This window comes from Streptomyces sp. NPDC001532, from assembly GCF_040298625.1.
Lineage (GTDB): Bacteria > Actinomycetota > Actinomycetes > Streptomycetales > Streptomycetaceae > Streptomyces.
The window spans coordinates 169,318-195,092 of sequence record NZ_JBEPAL010000009.1; the positions used below are offsets into that span (position 1 = coordinate 169,318).

Annotated in this window: 12 protein-coding genes; 7 read left to right on the forward strand and 5 right to left on the reverse strand. The window is 73.7% G+C overall.

Annotated elements, in window-relative coordinates; translation table 11 throughout:
- Window positions 1–138: 138 nt before the first annotated feature.
- A complete protein-coding gene (locus ABT232_RS11805; RefSeq protein ID WP_351839148.1) occupies window positions 139–3,954 on the reverse strand; it encodes a type I polyketide synthase in 3,816 nt (1,271 codons plus the stop codon).
- On the reverse strand, window positions 3,947–12,868 hold the full coding sequence (locus ABT232_RS11810) for a non-ribosomal peptide synthetase (protein WP_351839150.1): 8,922 nt from the start codon (window positions 12,866–12,868) through the stop codon (window positions 3,947–3,949). Before ABT232_RS11810 ends, ABT232_RS11805 begins: the two co-directional genes overlap by 8 nt.
- Window positions 12,869–13,305: 437 nt before the next feature.
- Here ABT232_RS11810 and ABT232_RS11815 point away from each other — a divergent pair, with 437 nt between their 5' ends.
- Together ABT232_RS11815 and ABT232_RS11820 are read left to right on the forward strand one after the other, a co-directional pair.
- The gene (locus ABT232_RS11815; protein ID WP_351839152.1) at window positions 13,306–14,649 is read left to right on the forward strand and encodes a phthiocerol/phthiodiolone dimycocerosyl transferase family protein; all 1,344 of its coding nucleotides are present in this window, start codon (window positions 13,306–13,308) and stop codon (window positions 14,647–14,649) included.
- A 62-nt stretch (window positions 14,650–14,711) separates the two neighbouring features.
- Window positions 14,712–15,230 (forward strand): RNA polymerase sigma factor, encoded by a 519-nt coding sequence (locus ABT232_RS11820; protein ID WP_351839154.1) that lies wholly within the window; start codon window positions 14,712–14,714, stop codon window positions 15,228–15,230.
- Between the two features lie 371 nt (window positions 15,231–15,601).
- On the opposite strand, the gene ABT232_RS11825 is transcribed toward ABT232_RS11820, so the two are convergent.
- Window positions 15,602–16,177, reverse strand: coding sequence for a LuxR C-terminal-related transcriptional regulator (locus ABT232_RS11825; protein WP_351839156.1), 576 nt, complete (start codon window positions 16,175–16,177; stop codon window positions 15,602–15,604).
- Window positions 16,178–16,830: 653 nt separating this feature from the next.
- Between ABT232_RS11825 and ABT232_RS11830 the strand changes: the two genes are divergently transcribed.
- The 5 genes from ABT232_RS11830 to ABT232_RS11850 all read left to right on the forward strand — a co-directional run bounded on the left by ABT232_RS11830 (window position 16,831) and on the right by ABT232_RS11850 (window position 23,724).
- Window positions 16,831–18,096, forward strand: a complete 1,266-nt coding sequence (locus tag ABT232_RS11830; RefSeq protein ID WP_351839158.1) for a helix-turn-helix domain-containing protein — start codon at window positions 16,831–16,833, stop codon at window positions 18,094–18,096.
- 229 nt (window positions 18,097–18,325) lie between these two features.
- A complete protein-coding gene (locus ABT232_RS11835) occupies window positions 18,326–19,672 on the forward strand; it encodes a cytochrome P450 (RefSeq protein WP_351839160.1) in 1,347 nt (448 codons plus the stop codon).
- A 384-nt stretch (window positions 19,673–20,056) separates the two neighbouring features.
- The gene (locus tag ABT232_RS11840; protein WP_351839162.1) at window positions 20,057–21,418 is read left to right on the forward strand and encodes a bifunctional o-acetylhomoserine/o-acetylserine sulfhydrylase; all 1,362 of its coding nucleotides are present in this window, start codon (window positions 20,057–20,059) and stop codon (window positions 21,416–21,418) included.
- Window positions 21,415–22,560, forward strand: a complete 1,146-nt coding sequence (gene metX, locus ABT232_RS11845) for a homoserine O-acetyltransferase MetX (protein WP_351839255.1) — start codon at window positions 21,415–21,417, stop codon at window positions 22,558–22,560. The genes ABT232_RS11840 and metX overlap by 4 nt, the downstream gene beginning before the upstream one ends.
- Before the next feature lie 438 nt (window positions 22,561–22,998).
- The gene (locus tag ABT232_RS11850) at window positions 22,999–23,724 is read left to right on the forward strand and encodes an SDR family NAD(P)-dependent oxidoreductase (RefSeq protein WP_351839164.1); all 726 of its coding nucleotides are present in this window, start codon (window positions 22,999–23,001) and stop codon (window positions 23,722–23,724) included.
- Window positions 23,725–23,835: 111 nt separating this feature from the next.
- Here ABT232_RS11850 and ABT232_RS11855 read toward each other — a convergent pair whose 3' ends face one another.
- Together ABT232_RS11855 and ABT232_RS11860 are read right to left on the reverse strand one after the other, a co-directional pair.
- Window positions 23,836–25,065: a PP2C family protein-serine/threonine phosphatase gene (locus tag ABT232_RS11855; RefSeq protein WP_351839257.1), complete on the reverse strand. Its 1,230-nt coding sequence runs from the start codon at window positions 25,063–25,065 to the stop codon at window positions 23,836–23,838.
- 229 nt (window positions 25,066–25,294) lie between these two features.
- Window positions 25,295–25,639 carry a MerR family transcriptional regulator gene (locus ABT232_RS11860; protein WP_351839166.1) on the reverse strand — a complete coding sequence of 115 codons (345 nt, stop codon included), beginning with the start codon at window positions 25,637–25,639 and terminating at the stop codon, window positions 25,295–25,297.
- Window positions 25,640–25,775: the final 136 nt, after the last annotated feature.

Consider the following 25,775-nt stretch of genomic DNA (forward strand, 5'->3'; position numbering starts at 1 on the left):
GTGGGGTCTCCTGGACGGTCGGAGCCCGCTCGGGGCGCGGCAGCGGGCAGGGGCCGGTCGGTCATACGGAGGTCAGGCTGACGTCACACGGACGTCAGACGGACATCAGGCAGACGTCATACGGACGTCATAAGGACGTCAGGCGGAGGTCTTGCGCAGCGCCTCGGCGACCGCTGCGCCGATCAGCGCGATGGGCTCGGGTTCGGTCATCTCGTAGTGGCCGCACGGCACCCGGTGGTCCTGGAGGGCGCCGTCGACGTACGGCCGCCAGCCGTCGGCCTTGTCGGGGAGCACGGCGAGGTCGCCGGGGAAGTCGGTGGCCCGCTCCTGGCCGGCGCTGAAGAACAGCACGTCGCCGCGGAAGACACCGGGTGCGAACTGGGGTGCCAGGCGCAGGTTGTTGCGCATGACGTCGGCGATGGCCGCGGCCTCGGCCCGGGTGACCGGCGAACTGGCGGGATCGGCGGCCAGGTTGGCGTCGATGCGGTCCAGGACGTCCGTGACGCTCGGCGGCCGCTCCCCCGCCGGTTCGGCGGGCAGGCCGGCGACCCTGGCCAGCAGGGCCGCCACCTGGCGTTCGGCCGCCGTGGCGTCGTAGGAGGTGCCGTACGGCTGGGGGGCGTCGAGCATGGCCAGCAGTTCGACCTGTTCGCCCTGCTCCTGAAGGGCGCAGGCCATCGCGTGTGCGACGAAGCCGCCGTAGGACCAGCCCAGGAGGCGGTACGGGCCGTGCGGTTGCACCTGGCGGACGAGGTCGATGTAGGAGGCGACCATGGTCCGCGCGTCCGGGGCGGGCGGCCGGGTGCCGTCGAGTCCCGCGGCCTGGATGCCGTAGACCGGCTGGTCGCCGCCGAGGTGGGGCAGCAGGCCCGTGTAGCGCCAGGAGACACCCGCCCCGGGGTGGAGGCAGAAGAGCGGTGTCGCCTCGCCCTGGGCGCGCAGCGGGAGGAGCGGGGCGAGCGCGTTCGTGTCGCCGCCGGGCTCCTCGGTGGAGGTGTCGTCGGCCGCCGCGAGGAGACCGGCCACGGTGGGCTGGGCCAGCAGGGTCGCGGCGGGCACGTCGAGGACACCGGCCTGGCGGAGCCGGCCCGCCAGTACGACGGCGCGCATGGAGTCGCCGCCCAGGTCGAAGAAGTTGTCGTGGACGCCGATGCCGCCGATGCCCAGGGTCTCCTCCCACAGCCGGGTCACCGCCTGTTCGCGTTCGCCGCGCGGGGCCACGTGCTCGGTGGTCAGGCGGGGCCGCGGTCCGAGGACCGGTCCGGTGTCCGCAGCGGTCCCGGTCTCCGGCGTGCCGGGGTCGGTGCGGGCGCCGGGGGCGTCGATCCAGTGGCGGTGCCGTTCGAAGGCGTACGGGGGCAGCGGGGCACGTCGGGGTGTGCCGGGGACGTCGGGGAGCGCGGTGTCGACGCCGGCGCTCCACAGCCGGCCCAGCGCCTCGGCGAGGACGAAACCGTCTGAGGCGTCGGCCTTGGCGTGCCGCATGGTGGTGACGGTCACCGGGCTGTGCTGGGCGAGCTGGGCGGCGGCCAGCTTGGTCAGGGTGTCGCCGGGTCCGATCTCGACCAGGACGGGGTGGCGTTCGCCGAGGGTGGTGATGCCGTCGGCGAACCGCACGGTGGCGCGGGTGTGATCGAGCCAGTGCCGGACGGAGGTCGCCTGCTCGTCGGTGATCCAGGTTCCGGTGACGTTGGTGACGAACGGGATCCGCGGCGGGCGCAGGGTGACACCGCGCAGGTGCTTCTCGTACGTCTCCAGCACCGGGTCCAGGACGTGGGAGTGGGCAGCGGCCGGGATGCGCAGCCTGCGGAACGGCAGACCCCGCCGGGTGAGTTCGGCCTCGAAACGGGCGACGGCGTCCTCGTGACCGGCGACGGTGCAGGCGGCGGGACCGTTGACCGCGGCGAGGGACAGCTCGTCGTCGAGCAGCGGCAGCACGTCCTCGGCGGGTGCCGCCACGCCGGTGGTCGCGCCGCCGGCGGAGCTGATGAGGCGGATGCGTTCGGCGACCAGCGGCAGCATCTCGTCGAGGTCGATGACTCCGGCCAGGCAGGCGGCCGTGTACTCGCCGAGCGAGTGGCCGACGAGCGCGTCCGGCCGCACTCCTGCCGCCATGAGGGTGCGGGCGAGGGCGTACTCGGTGACCACCAGGGCCAGGAACATGCTGGTGCTGTCGGACTGCCGCCGCTGGAGCAGGGTGTCGCGCAGGTCGGCGCCGAGGGCGGGGCGCAGGATGCGTGCGCACTCGTCGACGGTGTCGCGGTAGACGTCGTGCTCGCGGTAGAGGTCGGCGCCCATGCCGGGGTACTGGGTGCCGCCGCCCGGCAGCAGGAACGCCACCCGGGCGGGCTCGTCCGGCAGGGCCGGTGTCGTGGGTGCGGCGGTGCGCAGTGCGGCCAGGGCCTCGTCGCGGGAGGCGGCCGTGACGGTCAGGCGGTGGCGCAGCGCGGGCCGGTCGGTGCGCAGGGAGTGCGCGATGTCGTCCAGGCGCAGATCCGGCCGCCGTTCGAGGTGGCGGGCGAGGGCGTCGGCCTGGCCGCGCAGGGCGCCGGCGGTGCGCGCGGACAGCGGCAGCACCAGGCGGCGGCCGTCCTCCGGTGCGCGGTGCGGTGCGGGCCGGGTGGGCGGCGTCTCCTCCAGGATGACGTGGGCGTTGGTGCCGCCGATGCCGAAGGCGCTGACGGCCGCCCGCCGGGGGTGGTCGCCGGCGGGCCAGTCCTCCAGGGTGGTGGGCACCCGGAAGGGGCCGGTGGCGAAGTCGATGTGCGGGTTGGGCCGTTCGAAGTGCAGGCTCGGCGGGATCTGCCGGTGTTCCAGGGCGAGGACGGCCTTGATGAGTCCGGCGATGCCCGCGGCCGCGCCCAGGTGGCCGATGTTGGTCTTCACCGAGCCGAGGGCGCAGTAGCCGTGGCGGTCCGTGGAGTACCGGAAGGCCTCGGTGAGCGCGGCCACCTCGATGGGGTCGCCGAGGCGGGTGGCGGTGCCGTGCGCCTCGACCAGGCCGATGGTGCCGGCGTCGGTCATCGCCTGGGCCTGCGCCGCGAGGATGACCTCGGTCTGCCCGGCGGCGCTGGGCGCGCTGAAGCCGACCTTGCGGCGGCCGTCGTTGTTGACGGCGCTGCCCCGGATGACGGCGCGGATGCGGTCGCCGTCGGCGAGGGCGTCCTCCAGCCGTTTGAGGACGACGGCGCCGACGCCGTCGCCGGAGGAGGTCCCGGCGGCGTCGGCGGCGAACGCGCGGCAGTGTCCGTCGGGCGAAAAGGGTCCGTCGGGCACGTAGCGGTAGCCGAGCAGCGCCGAGGGGTTGACGGAGACGGCGGCGGCCAGCGCGGTGTCGCACCGGTGGTCGAGCAGGTCCTGGCAGGCGGTGTGCACGGCGACGAGCGCGGTGGAGCAGGCGGTCTGGAGGGACACGCTCGGTCCGGTCAGCCCGAGTTCGTAGGAGACACGGGTGGCGAGCGTGCCCAGCGAGTTGGCGGTGGCCGCGTGCACGAGTTCGACCGAGCCGGGCTGTCCGGCGTAGCGCGGGTGCACGTGGGCCGGGTAGTAGCGGCTGTCGCCGCTGCCCGCGTACACGCCGAAGGTGCCGGTCGCGGCGCCCGAGCCGAGGCAGGCGGCGTCTTCCAGGGCGTGGTACGCCGTCTCCAGGAGGAGCCGCTGCTGGGGGTCGACGACGGCGGCCTCGGCGGGGCTGTAGCCGAAGAACCCGGAGTCGAAGCGGTCGATGCCGTCGATGACCGACGCCATGCGGACCAGCGTGGGGTCGTCGAGGTCGCGTGCGGATCCGCCGGCGGCGAGGAACTCCTCGTCGGTGACGGGCCGCACCGACTCGCGTCCGGCGGCCAGGTTGTCCCAGAACGCGTCGAGGTCGTCGGCGCCGGGGAAGCGGCCCGCCATGCCGATGACGGCGACGGCCGGTGCCTGCTCGTCCTGCGGTTCGGTGGTCTCAGGCATGGCCTCGGTCCTTCCCGTGCCGTGCGGAGCGGCGGGCGCGGGCCGCGCGCTGCCGCTGGGCTCGTTCCTTTGCGCGGTCCAGGCCGTTCGGCCCGGTCCCGGCGTTCTCCGGTGGCGTCCGCGGGTCCGCCGACGGTTCGGCGGGCGCGGTCCGCGGTTCGATGCGGGCGGCGAGGTGGCGGGCCAGGTCGCGCACGGTGGGGTGCGCGAACAGGTCCACGACGGGCAGCTCGATCCCGAATGCCCGCTGGACGGCGCTCTGCGCGGCGACCAGGAGCAGCGAGTTGCCGCCGAGGTCGAAGAAGTTCTCGTCCCGGCCGACCCGGTCGCGCCCGAGGACGTCGCACCACAGGCCGGCGAGCCGCCTCTCCAGGTTCTCCAGGTGCTCGGGATCCTGCCGGCCGAGCCGGGCCTCACGGCCCTCGCGGTCCTCGCCGTGCTCGCGGTCGTCCAGCCGCGCGTCCTGGCCGGCGGAGGCTTCGGGCCGCGCGGCGTCGCCGGCCGCGCGCAGCACCCAGTGCTCCCCGCTGGTGGCTCCACGAGCTCCAGCGGCTGCTTCGGCGGCGGCCCGGCCAGCTCCGGCGGCCACGAGTGCTTCGGCGGCTCCGGCAACTCCGACAACTCCGACAGCTTCGGCGGTTCCGAGGGCTTCGGCGGCCTCGGCGGCGGCCCGGTACAACACACCCAGGTCGGCGCCGTCCTCCAGGGCGACGCGGCCGGCGAGCCGCCGTACCTGGCGGGCGGGTTCGAGGACGTGGCTGCGGACCCAGGGGGCGCTGCGGTCGGCGCCGATCAGCAGGTGGGGTTCGTCCAGGGTGCGGGCGAGGTCGAAGGAGCGCAGCGCGGCGGTGGTGTCCAGGACGCGGTAGCCGCGGGCCTCGGTGAGCGCGGCGAGCCGGTAGCCGCTGCTCATGCCGCGCTCGCGCCACATGCTCCACGCCAGGCTCTGCGCGGGCAGGCCGAGGCCGCGGCGGTGCAGGGCGAGCGCGTCGAGGTAGGCGTTGGCGGCGGCGTAGGCGGTGTTGAGCGCGCCGCCGAACCAGCCGTTCACCGAGGAGAAGGTGAGGAAGGAGGTGACGGGGTGGTCGGTGCTCACGCGGTGCAGGGTCCAGGCGCCGCGCACCTTCGCGTCCAGGGCCTCGCGCCAGGCGGCGGGGTCGAGTTCGCCGACGGGGCGTTCGACGAGGGATCCGGCCAGGTGCAGGACCGATGTCAGCGGTGCGTCCCAGTGCTCGGCGGCGGCGCGGACGGCTTCCCGTACCCGCGGTTCGTCGGTGACGTCGGCGCACGCGTACCGGACGTCGCCGAGTTCGCTGAGGCGCCGGTAGGCCTCGATGCGGGCGGCGACGGTCCCGCCGGCGGCCAGGTGCTCGGGCCAGGTGTCCTGCGGGGGCAGCGGGGTGCGGCCGAGGACGAGGAGCCGGGTGCCGGGCGTGCGCAGCAGGTGGGCGGCGAGTTCGGTGCCGACGCCGCCCAGTCCGCCGCTGAGGAGGTGGAAGCCGTCGGCGGCGGGCGGTTCGGTGCGGGGGGCCTGCTCGGGCAGCGGGGCGAGCCGGCGCACGTGGCGCCGTCCGCCGCGGTGGGCGACCTCGGTGTCGGCGGGGGTGCCGGCCGCCTCGGCGAGCAGCAGCGGCACCGGGTCGTGGTCGCCGCGCGGGTCGAGGTCGAGGTGGACGCACCGCAGTCCGCTCACCTCCTCCCGCAGCGACTTCAGGACGGCTCCGGCCATGGCGTGCGCCGGGGACGGGCGGTCCTCGGCGGTGACCGCCTGGGCGCCGGCCGTCACGTACAGCAGGTCGGCCGGCCGGGGACCGCCGGGCCGGTCGGCGAGGGCGCGGGCGAGGGCGAGCAGGCGGGCGGTGGCGGTCTCGGCGGACGCCGGGTCGGCCGCCTCGCCGGTGTGCGGCGCGGCGAGGTGCACGACGATGTCGACCGGCCGCCCGTCGGCTTCGAGGGCCCGCAGCAGCGCCTGGTGGTCGGTCTCGTCGGCGGGCCGGACGCGGTGGTGGGCGGCGTCGATCCGGGCGTACGACGTTCCGTCGGTGACCTCGGTGCACAGCCCGCCGTCGGCCCGTACCGACCGCGCCAGGCGCCCGGCGAGGTCATGGGCCCGCGGGTCGTCGCCCGCCAGGACGAGGACGTGCCGGCCGGTCACCGCCGCGCGCGGGTGGTGGCGTTCGGCGCGCTGCCACACCGGCCGCAGGAACCAGTCGGGCAGGGTGGCGGCGGTGCCCAGCAGCAGCTGGGCCTCGCGGACCGCGTCGTCGAAAGCGCCCGCCTCGAAGCTCTTGCGCAGCTTGGTCCGCTGGATCTTGCCGATCTCGGTCTTGGGGACGGCGTCGGTGGCGACCGGTACGAGGAAGGCGGGGCTGACGCCGATCTCCCGGGTCACCTTGCCGGCGATCTCGCGCAGCGCGGTGGCGGGGTCGTGGCCGGGGGCGAGGTGGACGAAGAGGGCGAGTTCGTCGGTGGTGGCCGCCGGGTCGGTGCGCACCGCGACCGCGGCGGTGAAACTGCGTACGGCGCAAGGCAGTTCCTCGACGCAGGCCTCGATCTCGTGGCTGTAGTGGTTGACGCCGTTGACGATGATGACGTCCTTGGCGCGGCCGGTGATGTACAGCTCGCCGTCGCGCAGGAAGGCCAGGTCGCCGGTGTCGAACCAGCCGTCGCGGGTGAACGCCTCGGCGTCGGCCGCCGGGTTGTCGTGGTAGCCGCCGGTCACCGAGGTGCCGCGGACCTGGAGCCGGCCGACCTCGCCCTCGGTGAGGACGGTGCCGTGCTCGTCGGCGATCCGCATGGCGAAGCCGGGGTAGGGCAGGCCGCAGCTGACGAACGTCTCGTCGGTGCCGGGTGCCTCGGACGGCAGTACGGCGTCGGTGACCACCGAGCAGGTCTCCGACATGCCCCAGCCGGGGTGCATGACGTCCTGGGGCAGTCCGTAGGGGCGCAGGACGTGCAGGAACCGGCGGGCGGCGGCGGCCACGACGACCTCGCCGGCGTTCATCACCAGCCGCATCGGCGTCAGGTCCCACTGCCGGTCGCCGAAGCGGTCGGCCTGTTCGGCCAGCAGGCCGAAGGCGAAGTTGGGCGCCCAGGTGACGGTGACCCGGTGCCGGTGGGCGAGGTCCATCCAGCGCAGCGGGTCCTGCAGGATCCAGGAGGTCGGCGCGTGGATCTGCCGGCAACCCAGGTACACGTCGCGCAGGTGGAACATCACCACGCCGGTGACGTGGTCGAGCGGGATCCAGTTCAGGGAGACGTCCCGCTCGCCGAGCCCGTTCAGCTGCCCGGTGGCGGCGGAGCGGGTCAGCACGTTGCGGTGGGTCAGGCGCACGGCCTTGGGCAGGCCGGTGCTGCCGGACGTCATCAGCATCAGGATGAGGTCGTCGGGCCCTGCGGCGTGCCAGTCGCGGTCCTCGGGTGCGTCGCGCAGCGCGTCGGCCGTGGTCAGCCGCAGGCCGGGCCAGTCCTGCCGGTCGGCCAGGTCGCGCAGGCCGGGCTCCAGGGCGGCGGAGCACACCATCCAGGGCCGGCCGAGCATCCGCCAGATGCCCTCCAGCTTGGTGAGCGCCGCCGACGGGGTGGTGTAGGAGGCGGGGACGGTCAGCGGGACGGCGACGAAGCCGCCGAGGACGCAGCCCCACAGCACGGCGAGGAAGTCCTCGCTGTCGTCGCACTGGAGGATCACCTGGTCGCCGGGGCGCAGTCCGGCGCGCCGCAGTCCGGCGAGGACCTGGGAGGCCTCGGTGACCAGGGAGGCGTAGCTGCGCCGTGTCTCGCTGCCGTCGGCGCGCACGTGCACGATGTCGCCCGTGTCGCGTTCGGCGGCTCGGACGAGGGCCTGCGCCCAGCCGGGCACGGTCGGTTCGGTCAGCTCCGGTCCCTCGCTGAGCGCGGGGACGGCTCGGGTCGCGGTGCGCGGGCGGTCGGCCGGTGCCGGCGGGGCGGTGCGGCGCGCGGTCCCGGTGTGGCGGCGGGGCAGTTCCTGCGGGGCGGCCTCCACCTCGGCCTCGGCCGTGCGGACGCCGGGGACGCGGGCCAGGCGCTGGCGCCAGGCGTCGGCGGCGGCGCGATCGACCGGAGGCAGGGCGCGCAGCGCGGCCGTGTCGAGTGCGCCGTCGGAGGTGCGGGGCAGGGCGTTGACCGCCGTGACGCGGACCGCTCTCTGGCCGGACTCGTCGAGGATCCGCTCGACGCGTTCGGCGGCGTCGGCGCGGCCCGGCACGACGTACAGGTGCGGTGGCGCGCCGTCGGAGCCGGGCAGGGCGACGGCGTCGCGGATGCCGGGCACGGACAGGGCCGCGTCGGCCACCTCGGCGGTGCCGGTCCCGGCGGTCGCCGGGGACGCGGCGGGGGTGCGCGGGGGTGGTGCGGGAAGGTCGCCGATCCTGCGGTCCGGGTCCACGCAGACCGCGCGCAGCAGCTCTCCGAGGGCGCGGGCGATGTCTTCGGCGGTGGCGGCGTCGTAGAGGTCCGTGGCGTACTCGATGTGCAGATCGAGTCCGTCGGGCGTGCCGTCCGCGCCGTGCCGTTCGAGGACGTCGACGAAGAGGTCGAACTTGGCGGTGCCGGTGGCGGTGGGCCGCAGCGGCACCTCGCGGTCGTCCAGGCGGAGCACGGCGGGCTCGTTGTTCTGGAGCGCGAGCATGACCTGGAACAGCGGGTGGCGGCCGGGTCGGCGGGGCGGGTTGAGTTCGTCCACGAGTCGGTCGAAGGGCAGGTCCTGGTGGTCCAGCGCCGCGAGGTCGTGCGGGCGCAGCCGGGCGAGCAGGTCCCGGAAGGAGGGGTCGCCGGAGGTGTCGGCACGCAGCACGAGGGTGTTGGTGAGCAGCCCGATCAGGTCGTCCAGGGCGGGTTCGGAGCGGCCCGCGACCGGTGTGCCCACGATGACGTCCTCGCCCGCTCCGCAGCGGGTGAGCAGGGCGCTCATCGCGGCGTGCAGCACCATGAACAGGCTGGCGCCCTCGCGTTCGGCGAGGTCGAGCAGGCTCCGGTGGAGTGCGGCGTCCACGGTCTCGGTGACGTGAGCGCCGGCGCCGTCCGGGGCCTCGGGGCGGGGCCGGTCGCCGGGCACCGTGCACTCCTCGGGCAGACCGGCCAGCGTCTCGCGCCAGTGCGTGGTCAGGCGCTCCAGCCGTCCCGTGCCCTCGGGCAGGGGTGCGAGCAGGGCGCGTTGCCAGAGGGCGTGGTCGGCACACTGCACCGGCAGCGGGGTCCAGGCCGGGGCGCGGCCGGCGCGGCGGGCCGCGTAGGCGGCGGTCAGGTCGTCGGCGAGGGGGCGCAGCGACCAGCCGTCGGCCGCGCTGTGGTGCAGCACCAGCAGCAGCGTGCGCTCCTCCCCCGTTCCGAACAGCCAGGCGGCCAGGGGGCTTTCGCGGGACAGGTCGAAGCGGTGCCGGGAAGCGGCGGTGAGGTGCGCGGCGATCTCGTCGGCCGGGCAGTCCACTCGGCGCAGCTGCGGGCGCAGCTCGCCCGGCGGCAGGATCCGCTGGTGGGGCGTGCCGTCCTGGTCGGCGAACACGGTCCGCAGGCTCTCGTGCCGGTCGGTGAGGTCGCCGAGCGCCGCGTGCAGCGCCTCGGCGTCCACGGCGGGGCCGAGCGGCACGACCAGCGGGATGTTGTAGGTGGCCGCCGACCCGTCGAGCCGGTTGAGGAACCACATGCGTTCCTGGGCGTAGGACAGCGGGAGGAGTCCGGGACGGGTGACGTCGCCGAGGGCCGGGCGGTCGGGAGTGGTGTCGGGCCGGTCGGCGAGCCGCCGCGCGAGCGCGGCCGGAGTGGGTCCGTCGAACAGGGCGGTGATGGGCACCTCGACGCCGCTGTCGTGCCGCAGACGGGCCAGCAGGCGGGTGGCGAGCAGGGAGTCGCCGCCCAGGTCGAAGAAGTTGGCGTCGGCGCCCACCGTGTCGCGCGGCAGCCGCAGCACGTCCTCGAACAGGGCGCAGGCCAGGGCCTGTTCGGGTGTTTCCGGGCGGGCACCAACCGCGGCGGTAGTGAAGTCGGGCGCGGGCAGGGCATCGGTGTCGAGCTTGCCGTTGGCGGTCAGCGGGAGCGCGTCGACGTTCACGCAGGCCGCGGGGACCATGTGGTCGGGCAGGTGGGCGGCGGCGTGGGCGCGCAGCTCCGGCGGGCTCGGCGGCTGCGGCCCGGTGCACACCGTGTAGGCGACGAGCTGCCGGGCGCCGTTGTCGGCGCTGCGTACGACGACGGCGGCCCGTGTGACCTGCGGGTGGGCGGCGAGGACGGCCTCGATCTCGCCGGGTTCGACGCGGAAGCCGCGCAGCTGGACCTGCTGGTCGGCCCGGCCGATGTACTCCAGGGTGCCGTCGGCGCGGCGCCGTGCCAGGTCGCCGGAGCGGTACATCCGGCCGCCGGGCGGGCCGTACGGGTCGTCGAGGAACCGCTCGGCGGTCAGTTCGGGCCGGCCGAGGTATCCGGCGGCGACGCCCGCGCCCGCGATGTGCATCTCGCCGACGGCGCCCGGCGGCACCGGCCGGCCCGCCGGGTCCAGCAGGTGCACCCGCAGGTCCGCCAGCGGCCCGCCGATGACGCTGGTGCGGCGGGGATCGGTCAGGTCGGCCTCGGTGATGCGGTGGTGGGTGACGTGCACGGTGGTCTCGGTGATGCCGTACATGTTCACCAGCGCCGGACGGTCCAGGCCGTGCCGCTCGGCCCACGGGCGCAGCCGCTCGGGGCGCAGGGCCTCGCCGCCGAAGACGACGTGGCGCAGGGCGCCTGCCGGATCCGGGCCGTCGCCCGGTGTGCGCTCGGCGTCGGCATCCATGAGCTGTTCGAAGGCGGACGGCGTCTGGTTGAGGACGGTGACGCCCTCGCGGTGCAGCAGCCGCAGGAAGTCGCCGGGCGAGCGGCTGACGGCGTAGGGGACGACGACGAGCCGGCCGCCGTGCAGCAAGGCGCCCCAGATCTCCCACACCGAGAAGTCGAAGGCGTAGGAGTGGAACAGCGTCCACACGTCGTCGGCACCGAAGTCGAAGTGCTCGGCCGCGGCGGCGAAGAGGCGGACCACGTTGGCGTGCGCGACGGGCACACCCTTGGGGCGGCCGGTGGAGCCTGAGGTGTGGATGATGTACGCGATGTCCGACGGGCTCGTCGGGCCCCGGCGCTCGGCGTCGGTCAGCTCGCCGGCCGGGCGGGCGGCGAGGTCCGCCTCGACGGCGGGGTCGTCGAGGACGACAGCGGGCACGTCGCCGGTGAGGCGGGGCACGAGGTCGGTCTCCGTGACGAGGAGGACGGGTGCCGCGTCCTCCATGACGAGCCGCAGGCGCTCGGCCGGGTGTCCGGGGTCCAGCGGCAGGTAGGCGGCTCCGGTCTTGAGGACGGCCAGCAGGGCGGGCAGCAGCCGCAGGCCGCGGTGCAGGGCGAGCGCCACCACCCGGCCCGGGCCCGCGCCGCGCTCGGCGAGCAGCCTGGCGAGCCGGTTGGCCTCGGCGTCGAGTTCCGCGTAGGTGAGCCGTCCGTCCTCGTACGTCACCGCGACGCGCTCCGGCCAGGCCCGCGCCTGCCGCTCGAACAAGTCGGTGAGGGTGTCGGTGACGGGGAAGTCCTGTACGGGTTCGTCACTCGGGTGCTCACCTGGCAGCAGCAGGTCCAGGTCTGCCACGGGCGTCTCGGGCGCCGCGTCCGCCAGCAGGCGCAGCAGTGCGAGGAACCGGTCGCGGTGCAGGACGAGTTCGTCCTCCTCGTACAAGGCGGGGTTGGCGTCGAAGGCCAGCCACAGCCCGCCGGGCCGGGAGCCGGGCCGCACGGAGATCTGGAGGTCGTCCACGGCGCCGCCGGAGAGATGGTGCCAGGTGGCCGGGTGGCCGCCGAAGTGGAGGGTCTCGGTGAACGGGACGATGTTGAGCACCGGCCCGTACAGTCGGCGGCCGGTGCCCAGCAGGTTCAGGTCGCGGCGGATGAACTCGCCCCGATACTGCTGGTGCCGGCGCAGCGCCTCCAGTTCGGCGGCGACCGAGCGGACCAGGTCGGCGACGGAGGTGCCGGGGCCGGCGGCCACGCGCAGCGGCAGGATGTCGGAGGCGGTGCCGGGGGTGCGCAGGGCGGCGCTGCCGAGCCGGCTCATCGTGGCCATGCCGAGCACGAGGTCGCCGGCGCCGGTCATGCGGTGCAGGTAGGCGGCGACGGCGGCGGTGAGCAGGTCGGTGCGGGTGGCGCCGAGCCGGGCCGCGGCGGCCGACAGGGCCTCGGCCTCCGCGTCCGTCAGCTCCGCGGTGCGGCGCAGGAACGGGGCCACGGGCGGGGCGTCGCGGCGGGTGAGCCGCGCGGGCTCCGGCAGTCCGGCCAGCCGCCGCGTCCAGTGGTCCCGGTCGCGGGCGCAGCGCTCCGAGGCCAGGTAGGCCTCCTCCTCGCTCTGGAGGCGGCCCACGGGAGCGAACCTTGCCGGAGCGGGTTCGCGTCCCTCGGCCAGCGCGTTGTAGACGTCGGCGAGGCGGCGGCCCAGCAGCTTGTAGCTGTACCCGTCGAGCAGGAGGTGGTGGGCCCGCAGCAGCCACAGGTGCCGGTCGGTGGCGAGGGTGAGCAGGGTGTGGGAGAACAGCGGTCCCTTGTCGAGGTCCACCGGTGTCGCCAGCTCCGCGCGCACGTGCTCCCAGGCGGCCGCCTCCGGGTCGGCGGCGTCGCCGACGTCGACCCGGCGCAGGGTCCAGTCCTGCGCGTCCGGGGCCGGGTGGCAGCGAGGACCGTCGTCCGTGTCGAGGAACCGCAGCGCGAAGGTGTCGGCCTCGCCGACGGTCCGGCGCAGGGCGGCCTCGAACAGGCCGGTGTCCAGGGGGCCGTGGATCTCCACCGCCTCCGCGGTGTTGTGCGCGGCGTGGTCGGACGCGAGCCGCCCGGCGTACCACAGTCCCTTCTGGGCTCCGGACAGCGGTCGGTGATCGTCCTCGTGGAGTGACATGGCACAGCCCTCACGTGACAGGTCGTAACGTCCCGGCCGGGGACGCCCGGTCGGGTGGACGGGGGTGCGGCCTCGGCCCGTACGGCGGGAAAAGGCACGCCGGCGCGCCGAGGACGGGAGGTCGGCACGACCCCACCGCCGGCCCTGCAAGTGCCTTCAGAGTGCGACGGGACGGCGAAACCGATCAAGTCCGAACCGGCCGGGCAGGGGGGAATTCAGGTATTTCCCTGAACTGTCCCGGATCCGGGATAGCACCGGGCCCCGGCGACCTTTAGGGAATTCCCGAGACTTTCCCCCAACGCCCCGTCCCAGGTGGATTCACCGGCGCCCGGCATTGCACTCTCGAAGGGGCGTCGGACCAGCGCGACCCCCGGCGGTGACGGGCCGTCACCTGCCGTGAACCGAAGAAATGAGAGCGACGGAAAGAGGCGGGCGGCATGCACCGTGCGTTGTGTCCGGTCGAGACGCTGTACGTCGGGCAGCGCAGCAGAGCAGTGCTCTCCTGCACCCTGCGCGGACGGGTGGACGTCGAAGCGCTGTCGGCGGCGTTCGACGCCGTCACGCAGACCCATCCGACGCTGCGTACGCGCATCGCACCGGACGGCCAGGGCTTCGTTCTCCGACTCCTCGGCGAGGACGAGCGGCCCCGGCTGATCACCCGCACCGGCGGGGTGGAGGAGGCCCATGCGACGGAGCTCAACACCCCGCTGCCCGTCGGCGGACCGCTCAGCCGCGCGGTCCTGGTGAGCGAGCCGGACGGCGACCGCCACCTGTTCGTGCTCGTCGTGGACCACACCATCACGGACGGGCACAGCAGCATCGCCCTGCACAACGCCCTCTGGGACCAGTACCGCACGCTGGTCGAGGGCGGGAGGACGCCGGTGCCGGCCGCCCGTGCCTCCGGGGATGCCGCCGAGACCCCTGACTGGCCGCAGCCCATCAGCCGGTTGCTGCCCGACGCCGACCCGGCGACCACCGCCGCCTACCTGGAACGGCGCGTCGAGGAAGCACGGCGACACCCCGTCGCGCTCGTGCCGTACGACGTGACGCCGCCGGCCGCTCCCGGCGCCGGACAGGGCACGGCACCGGCCGGTGAGATCGAGGTGCGGCGGCTGACCCTCGACGCGGAGGACACCGGCCTCCTCCGGCGGGCCGCGCGCGAGGCGGGCGTGTCCGTGCACTCCCTCGTCGCCGCCGCGCTTCTGACGACGGCACGGCGTCGTCTGGAGGGCGACGGTCCCCGCACTCTCGGCTGCCTGTCGCCGGTGGACCTGCGGTCGCGGCTGTCCCCGCCGCTGCCCGCCGCGGTCATGGTGCCGGCGGTCACCACCCACCTCCAGACCTTGGACGTCGCTCCGGACACCGAGCCGCTGGCGCTGGCCCGTGCCGTCCACACCCGGCTCGGCGACTTCATAGCGCGCGCCGATCACCACCACGAGATGCGGATCACGCCGGAGATCCCGCGCAATCCGGCGCTCCAGCTCGCCACCGTGATCGCCACGAACATGGGTGTGGTGTCCGGCCCACGGCTGCCGGCCGGACTGCGCGCGACCGACGTCCGGCTGGTGCCGGCCCGCGAGCACTACTTCCCGCAGGCGGGCCGCAGCCCGGTCATGGCGTGCGTCGTCTCGTTCGACGGACGGCTCGCCATCGAGTTCCCACACTCCACCGCCTGCTTCAGCCCGTCCTTCATGCGGGCGTTCCGGGACGACGTCCGCACCGGACTTCTCGCCTTCGCGGGCGCCGCCGAGCCCCGGCCCGCGCCCGCGCCCGCACGGTGAGGACGGCCACCCCGGCCCACCGCGCACGACCTCACCGGCTGTCACAAGGAGCACTCCCCCACATGAGCACCCTCAGCCAGACCCCCGCGCCGCTCGCGCTGCTGCCCCGCGCCCAGGCGGGCGACGAGCAGGCGATGAACCACCTGCTGACCGGAATCACGCCGTACGTGGCCCGGCTGTGCCGGTCCGTCACCCACGACGACGGCGCCGACGCCACCCAGGAGGCGCTGCTGGCCATCTACCGCGGGCTGCGCACCCTGCGCGAACCGGACGCCTTCTACGGCTGGGTGCGTGCGGTGACACTGCGCGAGGCCGTGCGCACCGCGAAGCGGACGGGTCCGGAGGGCACCTATGCGCGGGCCGAGTCCGGCCAGGAGGTCAACCCTCTGGACGCGGTGCACATCACCGACGTCCTGGAGCGGCTCTCCCTCTCCCACCGGCAGGTCCTCACCCTGCGCGCCTACGGGCTCACCGAGGAGGAGATGGCGCAGACCCTCTCCCTCCCGGTGGGGACGGTCCGCTCCCGGCTGCATCGGGCCCGCCGCCGGTTTCGGGAGGCGTGGCTGCCTTCGGCGGCGTAGGCGACGCCCGGCCGCCCCGCCGCCGTCCAGCCGTCGGTCCGGACCCGCCCAAGTCCACCCGAGTCCACCTCTGTTCGCCCGGGTCCGCCCGAGCCCGCCCGGTCCGGTCACCGGCGAACGGAGGCGGTGGTGAACGGAGGCAGTGGCGGGCGTGCGAAGAGAATGGGCGCGCGAAGACGATGGGCGCGCGAAGACGATGGGCGCGCGAAGACGATGGGCGCGCGAAGACGATGGGCGCGCGAAGACGATGGGCGCGCGAAGACGGTGGGCGCGGGTGCGGACCTCGTCGGCGGCACGGAGGGAGGCGGCCGCCGACGGTGTGCACCTCGTCGACGGCCGCCTCCGCACCGGCGGAACCCGCGGGGCGGCCGCTACTCCACGAACTCCGGAAGGAGACGGGGCGGCCACTGCCCCGCGGCGAACATGCCCAGTCCGTGGGCCCGCGCCACGAGCGCGGGACGGTTGGGGGCGTCGAACCTGCGCAGCAGGCGGCCCACGCGGTACTCGACCCCCTGACGGCTCATGTAGAGGCTGCTGGCCAGCTGTGTCGTCGAGGCACCACTCGCGACTCCTTCGAGGACGCGTGCGTCGAGCGCGCTGAGCGTCTGCTCGCCGTAAATGGGGAAGAGTTCGGGCTCCTCGCTGTGGCCGAGCAGGATGACGAGTCCGGCGGGGCCGTCCGGGCCGGCGACCGCTATGGCCGTCAGGGTGGCGCGGAAGGTGCCGCCGGTGCCGTCCCGTCCGGTCACCCGTTCCGTGAACCAGCTGGAACGGCCCTCGCGGAGTTCGGCGAACCGGTTCCGCAGGTGTGCGGGGGATCGGGCGAACAGGAGGTCGCAGAGGTCGTGGCCGTATATCTCGCCCGGGCTCAGTCCGAACCGTCCGGCGAACTCCGCCTCCGCCGCCGTGACGGTCCGGTCCCGGGGAGACAGATGGGCCGTGTGCACGCGGCGCCGGGGACCACCGGCGGTGGCCTGCGGCAAAGCCGGCGACGCGACCCCGGCAGGGGCGGTTCCGTCGCCTCTGGAGGAGACGGACACGGAGGAAGCGGTGATGCTCGTGGTGACCACGGACGTAACCGTCTTTCTGTGTACATGAGGGGGGTGGGATGCCTCGCGACCGACGGACAACGTTGTCAGGCCCAGTTTCCCGCGCGGGATCTGACTGTGCGGAAGGTGTGACCTGGACGGTCGGGGACCATCAGCGGCGTACCCACCGGGGCCGCTGGAACGTCTGCCGTGACCGCGGAGGCGGATGCCGTGACCGTGACTGCGATCGATCTCCGAATTGAGCCCGAGCGGGCGCAAGGGAGCACAGAGACCTCCAGAGGCGAGACACGATCACATCAGGGCGGCACCTTGGAGGCTAAAGCGGGGAAAGGCCGTTGGCAAGGGTTTGCCTGACTGGCGCATCTATTTGCCAAGGATTCTCCGGCGAACACTTTCAGCCAACTCCGAGGCAAGGCGCAGGTGGCGCCCGCCCGCAATTGTGTTGATCGCCTTGTTGACGGTCCGTAAAATTCGGATGACTTCCGCACGCCGCCCGCGAAACGCGTGGAAGGGAGCGGACTCACGGAGACCTCGGGGACCAGAGGGTGGGAATGCTCGAACAGCCGCACTTCGGCCGACGACTGAGGAAGCTCAGGCTGCAACGGGGCCTGAGCCAGGCAGCGGTCGTCGGCGAGGGCATGTCGACGGGGTACCTGTCACGCCTGGAGTCGGGTGAACGCCGGCCCACACCGCGCGCCGTGACCTATCTCGCCCAGCGGCTCGGCATCGAGGAGTCCGTGCTGAGCGAGCCGCAGGACGGCGACTCCCTCAGCCGCGAGCTCGCGGCCGCCGCTTCCGCGCCGCCCGGCACGGAGTGCGCCGCCGCCTTGCTCCGGGCACTGCGCGAGGACGACTCAGCCGATCCGGCGGCCCGCTGGCAGGCCCTGTGGCAGCTCAGCCGTATCGACCACCACAACGGCGACTACGAGGCGGAGCGCGCCCGGCTGCGCCAACTCATCGAGCTGAACGACCTGTTGGCGGCTCCGGAGCTGACGGTGCGGTCGAACGTATGCTATGCGCGCTGCCTGCGGACGCTGGGCGACCTGCGGGCGGCGGAGCCGGCCGCCTCGACCGCGCTGGCCGTCGCGCTGGAGAAGGCACTCCCCACGGCCGACACCTTGCCCGCGCTGGTGGCGCTGATCGGCATCGAGACCGATCTGGGCCGGTTGGACGCGGCCCGTGTGCACGTGGACGAACTGGAGCGGAACCTGCTTCCCTCGGCCACCGCCCCGCAGGCGGCCGAGGCCCTGTGCACCGCGTCTCTGGTCAGCCACCGGCAAGGTGACCACGTCACCGCGCAGCGCCGTCTGGAAACCGCCCTCGAACTGCTCCACAGTAGGGACGACCTGACCCTGTGGACCCGGCTGCGCACCGCCGCGACCGCCACCGCCCTGGAGCTCTCACCGCCCCGGGTGGAGGCGGCCCGGCGCTGGCTGCGGGAGGCCTCGGTGGTCATCGATCTGATCGGCACGCCGCCGCAGGTGCAGGAGTTGCGCGTGCTGCGTGCCCATCTGGCGTTCCACGAAGGCAGGTTGGACGAGGCACGCACGCTGTCACGTGCCCTGCTGTGCTCCGACGATCTGCGGCTCCCCTATCGGGAACGGGTACGGCTGGCCGCTCTCGACGGTCGGCTGGCCATCCTGGACGGCCGCGTCGAGGAGGGCATCGGCATTCTGGAACGGCTCGGCCGCCAGGCGACGGGGGCGAGGAACCTGGACCTGGCGACCCACGTCTGGCAGTCGCTGGCGACGACGCTGGCCGCCGTGCGGGGACCGGCGGCGCACGACACGGGCACGACACCGGCCCATGACACATGACACCTGACACCTGACACCTGACACCTGACACCACGGACGTGACCGGCCGGCTTCGGGTGACGTCCTCACCCCGCTGCCCCCGCCACCGGGCGGGACGGCGGCGCCTTCGCCCTCATCCTCACCCTCACCCGATAGGCCCGTGCAGGGTGCGGCATGCCTGGGTAGGCCGGGTGCGTACGTGACGAATCCGGGCACGCCCTGGCCGGATCGAGTCGGAAGGCGGCCGTCTATGCCCGCACCCTTCGTTGACCAGGCTCACGCTGTTCCCTTCCGCCAGGTGCTGGGCCGGCTGGTGGCGGGAGGGCCGCTGGGGCTGATGGAGGGGGTCGGCCGGCAGGCGCAGGGGGCGGTGGTGCGGCTGGGACTGGGACCCTTTCGGCCTCTTCTGGTGACGCACCCGGACCATGTGCGGCACGTGCTGCGGGACGGTGCGGACAACTACGTCCGCGGAGCCGCGATGTGGGAGGCCCTGGGGCGGCTGACCGGCCAGGGCATCGCCGGGGAGGGTCCGGGCTGGCTGGCCAGCCGCGACATCCTGCGCACGGGCATGTCGGGTGGCTACCTGCGACAGACCGGGGAGGTGATCGCTGCCTCGATCGATCAGGCGGTGGCGGAGCTGGCCGGCCGGGCACGGGCCGAGCCGGTGGACGCGGTGCGGGAGATGACCCGGCTGGTGCACCGCGTGATCAATCCGGTCTTCTTCGGCTCCCGGATCAGCGCCGGCCAGTGCGACCGGCTGGGCGAGGAGGTGGCCACGGCCCTGGGTTCGCTGCTGTGGCGGATGGCGATGCCGTTCGTTCCCCACCGGGTGCCGATGCCCGGGGACCGGGCCTTCCTGCGAGCGACCCGCACGATCAACCGGATCCTGCTGCCTGTCATCGAGCGGGCCCGCCGTCAGGGCGGTGACGGCGTGGACCTGATGAGCGGTCTGCTGCGGGGGCACGGGCCGGACGGCCGGCCGCTGAGCGATGAGCATGTCAGCCAGGACATCGTCGCCTTGTTCGTGGCCGGTTCGGAGTCCAGTGCTCTGACCCTCACGTGGGCCTGGGCCGCGCTGGCTCGGCACCCCGCCGTCGCGGCCGGCGTGCGCGAGGAGGCGGACCAGGTGCTGGCGGGCGGTCCGCCGCGGCCCGAGCACGTACGGAAGCTGGTCTTCACGCAGCAGGTGATGGCCGAGGTGATGCGGCTCCACTCGATGGCCTGGGCCGTCCCCCGGGTCGCCAGAGCGGACGACACGGTCGGGCGGGTGCCCGTGCCCGCCGGCAGCACGCTGGTCATCTCTCCCTACCTCACCCACCGGCTGCCCGAGTTCTGGCCCGACCCGCTGCGCTTCGATCCTGCCCGGTTCGAGCGGAAGGCCGTACGCGACCGGCACCCCCTGGCCTACCTGCCCTTCGGCGACGGCGCCCACCAGTGCGTGGGGCAGGCGTTCTTCACCATGGAGTCGGTGCTCGTCCTGGCCACCGTGCTCAGCCGCTACGACGTGAAGGTGTCCGGCGATCCCCGCCCGCGCCTGGCCGTGGCCCTGCCGCCCCGCGGCCGTGTCGGTGTCACGTTCACTCCTCGCGTCCGCTGAACCTCCGCCCCGGCCCGTTTCGTGAACGCTGTATGTCACCCCCGTCATGTCGCTGGTCCGCGTCCTCTCGCTGTGTTTTCGTAGCCATGTGATCGTCCCCGCATCCTTCTGCCGTGCGGGTCGCGTGTCCTGTACCGCGACCTGTTGTCGCGCCGCGCGCTGACTCCTCTTCCGGCTGTCCAGCAGCCGCCGCTCACCGCGCTCCGCTCCTCCGGCTGTCCGCGGCCGTCTCGCGCCACCTTCCGCCGACCGCCGCTCCGGTTCTCGCGGCACCGCACACGCTTCGCGCCCGCCGCTCCGGGTTCTGGGGCTCCGTACGTGCTCCACCGCCGCGGCGGCCGTCCCCGTCTCCACCCGCAGCCCTACGCACAAGGGAAAACCACCATGAGTCAGCCCCTCGACTCCGTCGCCGCCGGCCACACCCCCGAGAGCGAGCCCGCCGGGCCCGACACCTCGGCCTGGTCCTTCGAGACCAAGCAGATCCACGCGGGCGCCGCCCCCGACCCGACGACCGGGGCTCGGGCGACGCCGATCTATCAGACGACGTCGTTCGTGTTCCAGGACACCCAGCACGCCGCCGACCTGTTCTCGCTGGCCGAACCCGGCAACATCTACACCCGCATCCACAACCCCACCCAGGACGTGTTCGAGCAGCGCATCGCCGCCCTGGAGGGCGGGGTCGCGGCCGTGGCGCTGTCCTCGGGCCAGGCGGCGGAGACACTGGCGATCCTGACGCTGGCGGGCGCCGGCGACCACATCGTGTCCAGCACCTCGCTGTACGGCGGCACGTACAACCTGTTCCGGCACACCCTGCCGAAGTTCGGCATCGAGGTGTCGTTCGTGGACGACCCGGACGACGCGGAGGCCTGGCGGGCGGCGATCCGGCCGCACACCAAGGCGCTGTTCGCGGAGACGCTCGGCAACCCGCGCGGCAACGTGCTGGACGTGCGGGCGGTCGCGGACGTGGCGCACGAGGCGGGTGTGCCGCTGATCGTGGACAACACGGTGCCCACGCCGTTCCTGCTGCGCCCCATCGAGCACGGTGCCGACATCGTCGTGCACTCGGCGACGAAGTTCCTGGGCGGGCACGGTACGACGATCGCGGGTGTGGTCGTGGACGGCGGCACCTTCGACTTCGGGGCGCACGCCGAGCGGTTCCCCGACTTCACCGAGCCGGACCCGAGCTACCACGGCCTGCGGTACTGGCCCGCGCTCGGTCCGGGCGCGTTCGCGGTGAAGCTGCGGGTGCAGCTGCTGCGGGATCTCGGCCCGGCCCTGTCGCCGCACTCCGCCTTCCTGCTGCTGCAGGGCGTGGAGACGCTGAGCCTGCGCATCGAGCGGCACTCCGAGAACGCGCAGGCGCTGGCGGAGTGGCTGGAACAGCGCGACGAGGTCGCCGCGGTCCACTATCCGGGGCTGCCGTCCAACCGCTGGTACGAGGCGGGGCAGCGCTATCTGCCGCGTGGTGCGGGCGCGGTGCTCTCCTTCGAGCTGCGGGACGGCGTGGAGGCCGGCAAGCGGTTCGTGGACGCGGTCGAGCTGTTCAGCCACCTCGCCAACATCGGCGACGTGCGCAGCCTGATCATCCACCCGGCGTCCACCACGCACAGCCAGCTGGACGAGCAGCAGCTGGCGGCCACCGGCACCTCGCCGGGCCTGGTGCGCCTGTCGGTCGGCATCGAGAACCTGGCCGATCTGAAGGCGGATCTGGAGGCCGGGTTCCGGGCGGCCAAGGGCGCCTCCTGAACACCGTACTGACGCCTTCCGCGGTTCCCCTCCCGCCGGCCTCCGGGGCCTGGCGGGAGGGGGACCCGCCCGGGCGTCGCCAGTGGTACGAGCGGGACGCGCCGCTGCGACTGGAGGCGGGCGGTGAACTCCCGGGCGTGCGGCTGGCGTTCGAGACCTGGGGACGGCTCGCGCCGGACCGCTCCAACGCGGTGCTGGTGCTGCACGCGCTGACCGGTGACAGCCATGTCGCCGGTCCGGCCGGCCCCGGACATCCCACGCCCGGCTGGTGGGACGGGCTCGTCGGTCCGGGGCGGGCGCTGGACACGGACCGGTGGTTCGTGGTGGCGCCGAACGTGCTGGGCGGCTGTCAGGGCAGCACGGGTCCCTCGTCGCTCGCCGCCGGTCGACGTCGCTGGGGTGGCGACTTCCCCTTCCTGACCCAGCGGGACCAGGTGGCGGCCGAGGCCGGTCTGGCCGACACGCTCGGAGTCGACCGGTGGGCGCTGGTGGTCGGCGGTTCGATGGGTGGCATGCGGGCGCTGGAGTGGGCCGTGTCGCATCCGGACCGCACGGACGCGCTGCTGCTGCTCGCCACGACGGCCGCGGCGAGCGCCGAGCAGATCGCCTGGGCGAACATCCAGCTGCACGCGGTGCGTGGCGACCCGCACTGGCAGGGCGGCCACTACCACGACACGGGGCGGGGCCCGGAGACCGGGCTGGGGCTGGCCCGCCGGCTCGCGCATGTCACCTATCGCAGCGAGCCGGAGCTCGCGGTGCGTTTCGGCCGTTCGGCCCAGGGCGCGGAGGACCCCTGGCGCGGTGGCCGCTACCAGGTCGAGTCCTATCTCGACCATCACGCGGCGAAGCTGGTGCGCCGCTTCGACGCGGGCAGTTACGTGGTGCTGACCGAGGCGATGAACAGCCATGACGTCGGGCGCGGCCGCGGCGGCACACGGGCCGCCCTCGGCCGGGTGACCGCGAGGACACTGGTGGCGGGCGTGGACACCGACCGGCTCTATCCGCCGTCGCAGCAGGCGGAGCTGGCGGCGGGCATCCCCTCCGCGGACCACCTGCGGGTGCTCGAATCGCCGTACGGCCACGACGGTTTCCTCATCGAGGTGGACCAGGTGGCCTCGCTGGTCGACGAGCTCCTGCCCTGAGACCGGCCCGGCAGGACGGTCCGCCGAGCCACAGCTGCGGGCCCGCCCCGTGGCTCCTGACCCGGCTCCCGCCGCTGTCCCCGCCCCCCTGCGCTGCTCGGGCACGGCAGACCCGCCTCGGTGTGATCGACCGGTCGGCGTACGACGCGAGCGAAGAGCTTTTAGGCTCACCTTCCGAGGCCCGCCGTTCCGGACGGGTGGCCGATAGAGCGGAAGGAACACCGCGATGCGAGGAGCAGTCCCGCACGGTGCCGGAGGTGCGGGCACCGACGACCCGGAACGTCAGGCACGCCAGCAACACCGGGCATACCAGGAACTCCATGAACATCGGGCACATCGGATGTATCAGGCACATTGGACGCATCGGGCACATCCGGAACGCCAGGGCGGCTCCAGGTTCCCGGCGCCGGGCGCCCTCGGCGAGAAGGCGGTGAGCTCGTGAGTCGGATCCTGGTGACCGGTTCCGCCGACGGCCTGGGACGCGCCGCGGCGGAGACGCTCGTGTCCGAAGGGCACGACGTAGTGGTGCACGCCCGGAACCCCCAGCGCGCGGAGAGTCTCGACGCGCTGGTGGAGCGGGGAGCGCACCTCGTGGTGGGTGACTTCACGGATCGGGAGGCGGTGCGGCGCATCGCCGCCGAGCTGAGCGACCGGGAGCCGCTGGACGCGGTCGTCCACAACGCCGGGGTGTGGCGCGGGCCGGCGGTCATGCCGGTCAACATCATCGCGCCGTACCTGCTCACGGCCCTGCTGAGCGGGCCGCGCCGTCTGGTGTACCTCAGCAGTGGCTCTCACTTCGACGGGCACCCCTCGCTCGACGGTGTCGACTGGAAGGGCCGGAGCGCGGGCTCGTACGCCGACAGCAAGCTGTTCGTCACGACGCTCGCCGCAGCGGTGGCCCGCCTGCGCCCAGGGGTGCTCAGCAACGCTGTGGACCCGGGCTGGGTGCCGACGAAGATGGGCGGACCGAGCGCTCCGGACGATCTGGAACTCGGTCACCGCACGCAGGAGTGGCTCGCTTCCAGCGACGAACCCGAGGCCCTCACCACCGGCGGGTACTGGTACCACCGGGAGCGGCAGCAACCGCACCGTGCCGTCCACGACGAGGCGTTCCAGGACCGCCTCCTGCACACGCTGGCCGAGGAGACGGGCACCGCCTTCTGAGCGGTGCGGCTGCCGGTCGGCGATCTCGGGCACGCCCCAGGAACGCACCACCCTCGGGCCGGAGCGTGCTCCGGGTCATTCGGGTCATCCGGGTCATCCGCGTCTTCCGGGTCACGGCTGCTGCTTCGTGCGACCGGCCGAGGCCTGCCGGGTGTCCGCGCCCGAGCTGACGTGTCGCTGGATCCGCTGGGGTCCGTGCCAGTCCAGGCACATCACGGTGGCATCGTCCTCGAGCCGGCCGTCGGCGGCGTCCCGTACCGCCGAGGTCAGTGTCAGCGCGGTCTCGCGCGGATGCAGGTCGCGGGTGCGCTCCAGCAGGTCAGGCAGGTCGACCTTCTCCCCGTGGTGTTCGAGCATGCCGTCGGTCAGCATGAGCAGCCGGTCACCGGGCCGCAGATCGATGTCCTGGACGCGGTAGGGGTGAGGCAGGCGCACGGCGAGGCCGAAGGGGTGGTCGACGTCGCAGGTGATCATCTCGGCGACGCCGTCCCGCAGGCGCAGTGGCCAGGGGTGGCCGGCGTTGACGAGCTGCGCCTGCCCGGTGTGGAGGTTGATCCGCAGCAGCTGACCGGTGGCGTGGCCGTGGCCATGGGCGGCGAGGGCCTGGTCGGCTCGGTGGGCCTGCTCGGCGAGGTCCGCTCCCGCGCGGCGGGCTCCGCGCAGCGCGCCCACGAGGACCGTGGCGGCCAGGGCGGCGTTGGTGTCGTGGCCCATGGGGTCGGTCATCGACACATGCAGGGTGTCGCGGTCCAGGATGTAGTCGAAGGTGTCGCCGCTGAGGTCTTCGGAGGGTTCGAGGTGCCCGCACAGTGTGAACTGCGCGGCCTCGCACGACAGCGACGGGGGCAGCAGCTGGTACTGGATCTCTGCCGCCAGTGTGGGGGGCCGTGAGCGTTTGCCCCAGGTGTAGAGGTCGGTGAACCGTCCGTTGGCGATCAGGACGTAGGCCAGGACGTGGGCGGTCTCTCCGATCGCGTCGATGACGTCCTCGTCGGGGGTCCTCGGCAGGAGCAGTTCCAGCAGGCCGATGGCGTCGCCCCGGTTGGTGACCGGCACGATCGCTCGGTGTCCCTGACCAGCCGCCTCCTGGTGGATCCGCTGGGTGCGGATGACCTGCTCGTAGACGCTGCCGAAGAGGGGGATCCGCTCCGCTTCCCGCCCTTCGTCCACTGCCCCGGCTTCGGGCAGGCGGGCCACCGCCTTGCCGGTCAGGTCCACGATGAGGAAGGAGACCTTCGTGGCCTCGAACCGCCGCCGCAGGTCCTCCGCGACCACGTCCACAGCGTCCGCCGGCGCCGCCCGCTCCACTGCTGTCAGCAGCTGGGGAAGTCCACTTTGCACACCGCTCACGGCCACGGCCCCTTCCGCCAACCCCCTCTACAGCTTGAGAACCTCAGCGACCGGCGTCAATCCGTGTCCGCGACCGGCGTCATTCCGTGTCCGCGACCGGCGTCATTCCGTGTCCGCGACCGGCGTCATTCCGTGTCCGCGGTCCGGTCGTGAGGCGGGGGGCAGGTGGTGGCCGGCTCACCGACGGCCGGCCGGTGCTCACCTGCCGCTGGCGTGCCGATCAGGCCGTGGTCCTCGTCGTCGACTCGCCGCCCCGGGCGCGCAGTTCCTCGTTGATGCGCCGGGCTTCTTCGAGCTGATCTTCGAGGATGACGATGCGGCAGGCAGCCTCGATGGCGGTCCCCTGGTCGACCAGCTCGCGGGCTCGGGAGGCGATGCGCAGCTGATACCGGGAGTAACGGCGGTGGCCGCCTTCGGAGCGCAGCGGGGTGATCAGGCGGTGCTCACCGAGGGCGCGCAGGAAGGCGGGAGTGGTGCCGAGCATCTCTGCAGCGCGGCCCATCGTGTAGGCAGGGTAGTCATCGTCGTCGAGGTTGTCGACGGGACGGGGATCGGCAGGGGGCATAGACCTCTTCTTTCGGGGACGCGTCGGGGGGCCCGGGTGCCGTACGGCACCCGGGCCCCGAGCTTTCAACACCATCTGCCGGCAGACTGCGCCGGCCTTCTGTTTCCGCGAGGTCCGCCCGGAGGGCGGGGCTGCG

Excerpts from the sequence above, each read along its gene's own strand:
- ABT232_RS11835 (WP_351839160.1), top strand. The coding sequence starts at position 18,326 with ATGCCCGCACCCTTCGTTGACCAGGCTCACGCTGTTCCCTTCCGCCAG.
- ABT232_RS11860 (WP_351839166.1), bottom strand. The coding sequence starts at position 25,639 with ATGCCCCCTGCCGATCCCCGTCCCGTCGACAACCTCGACGACGATGAC.
- ABT232_RS11830 (WP_351839158.1), top strand. The coding sequence starts at position 16,831 with ATGCTCGAACAGCCGCACTTCGGCCGACGACTGAGGAAGCTCAGGCTG.
- ABT232_RS11805 (WP_351839148.1), bottom strand. The coding sequence starts at position 3,954 with ATGCCTGAGACCACCGAACCGCAGGACGAGCAGGCACCGGCCGTCGCC.
- ABT232_RS11815 (WP_351839152.1), top strand. The coding sequence starts at position 13,306 with ATGCACCGTGCGTTGTGTCCGGTCGAGACGCTGTACGTCGGGCAGCGC.
- ABT232_RS11840 (WP_351839162.1), top strand. The coding sequence starts at position 20,057 with ATGAGTCAGCCCCTCGACTCCGTCGCCGCCGGCCACACCCCCGAGAGC.
- ABT232_RS11810 (WP_351839150.1), bottom strand. The coding sequence starts at position 12,868 with ATGTCACTCCACGAGGACGATCACCGACCGCTGTCCGGAGCCCAGAAG.
- ABT232_RS11820 (WP_351839154.1), top strand. The coding sequence starts at position 14,712 with ATGAGCACCCTCAGCCAGACCCCCGCGCCGCTCGCGCTGCTGCCCCGC.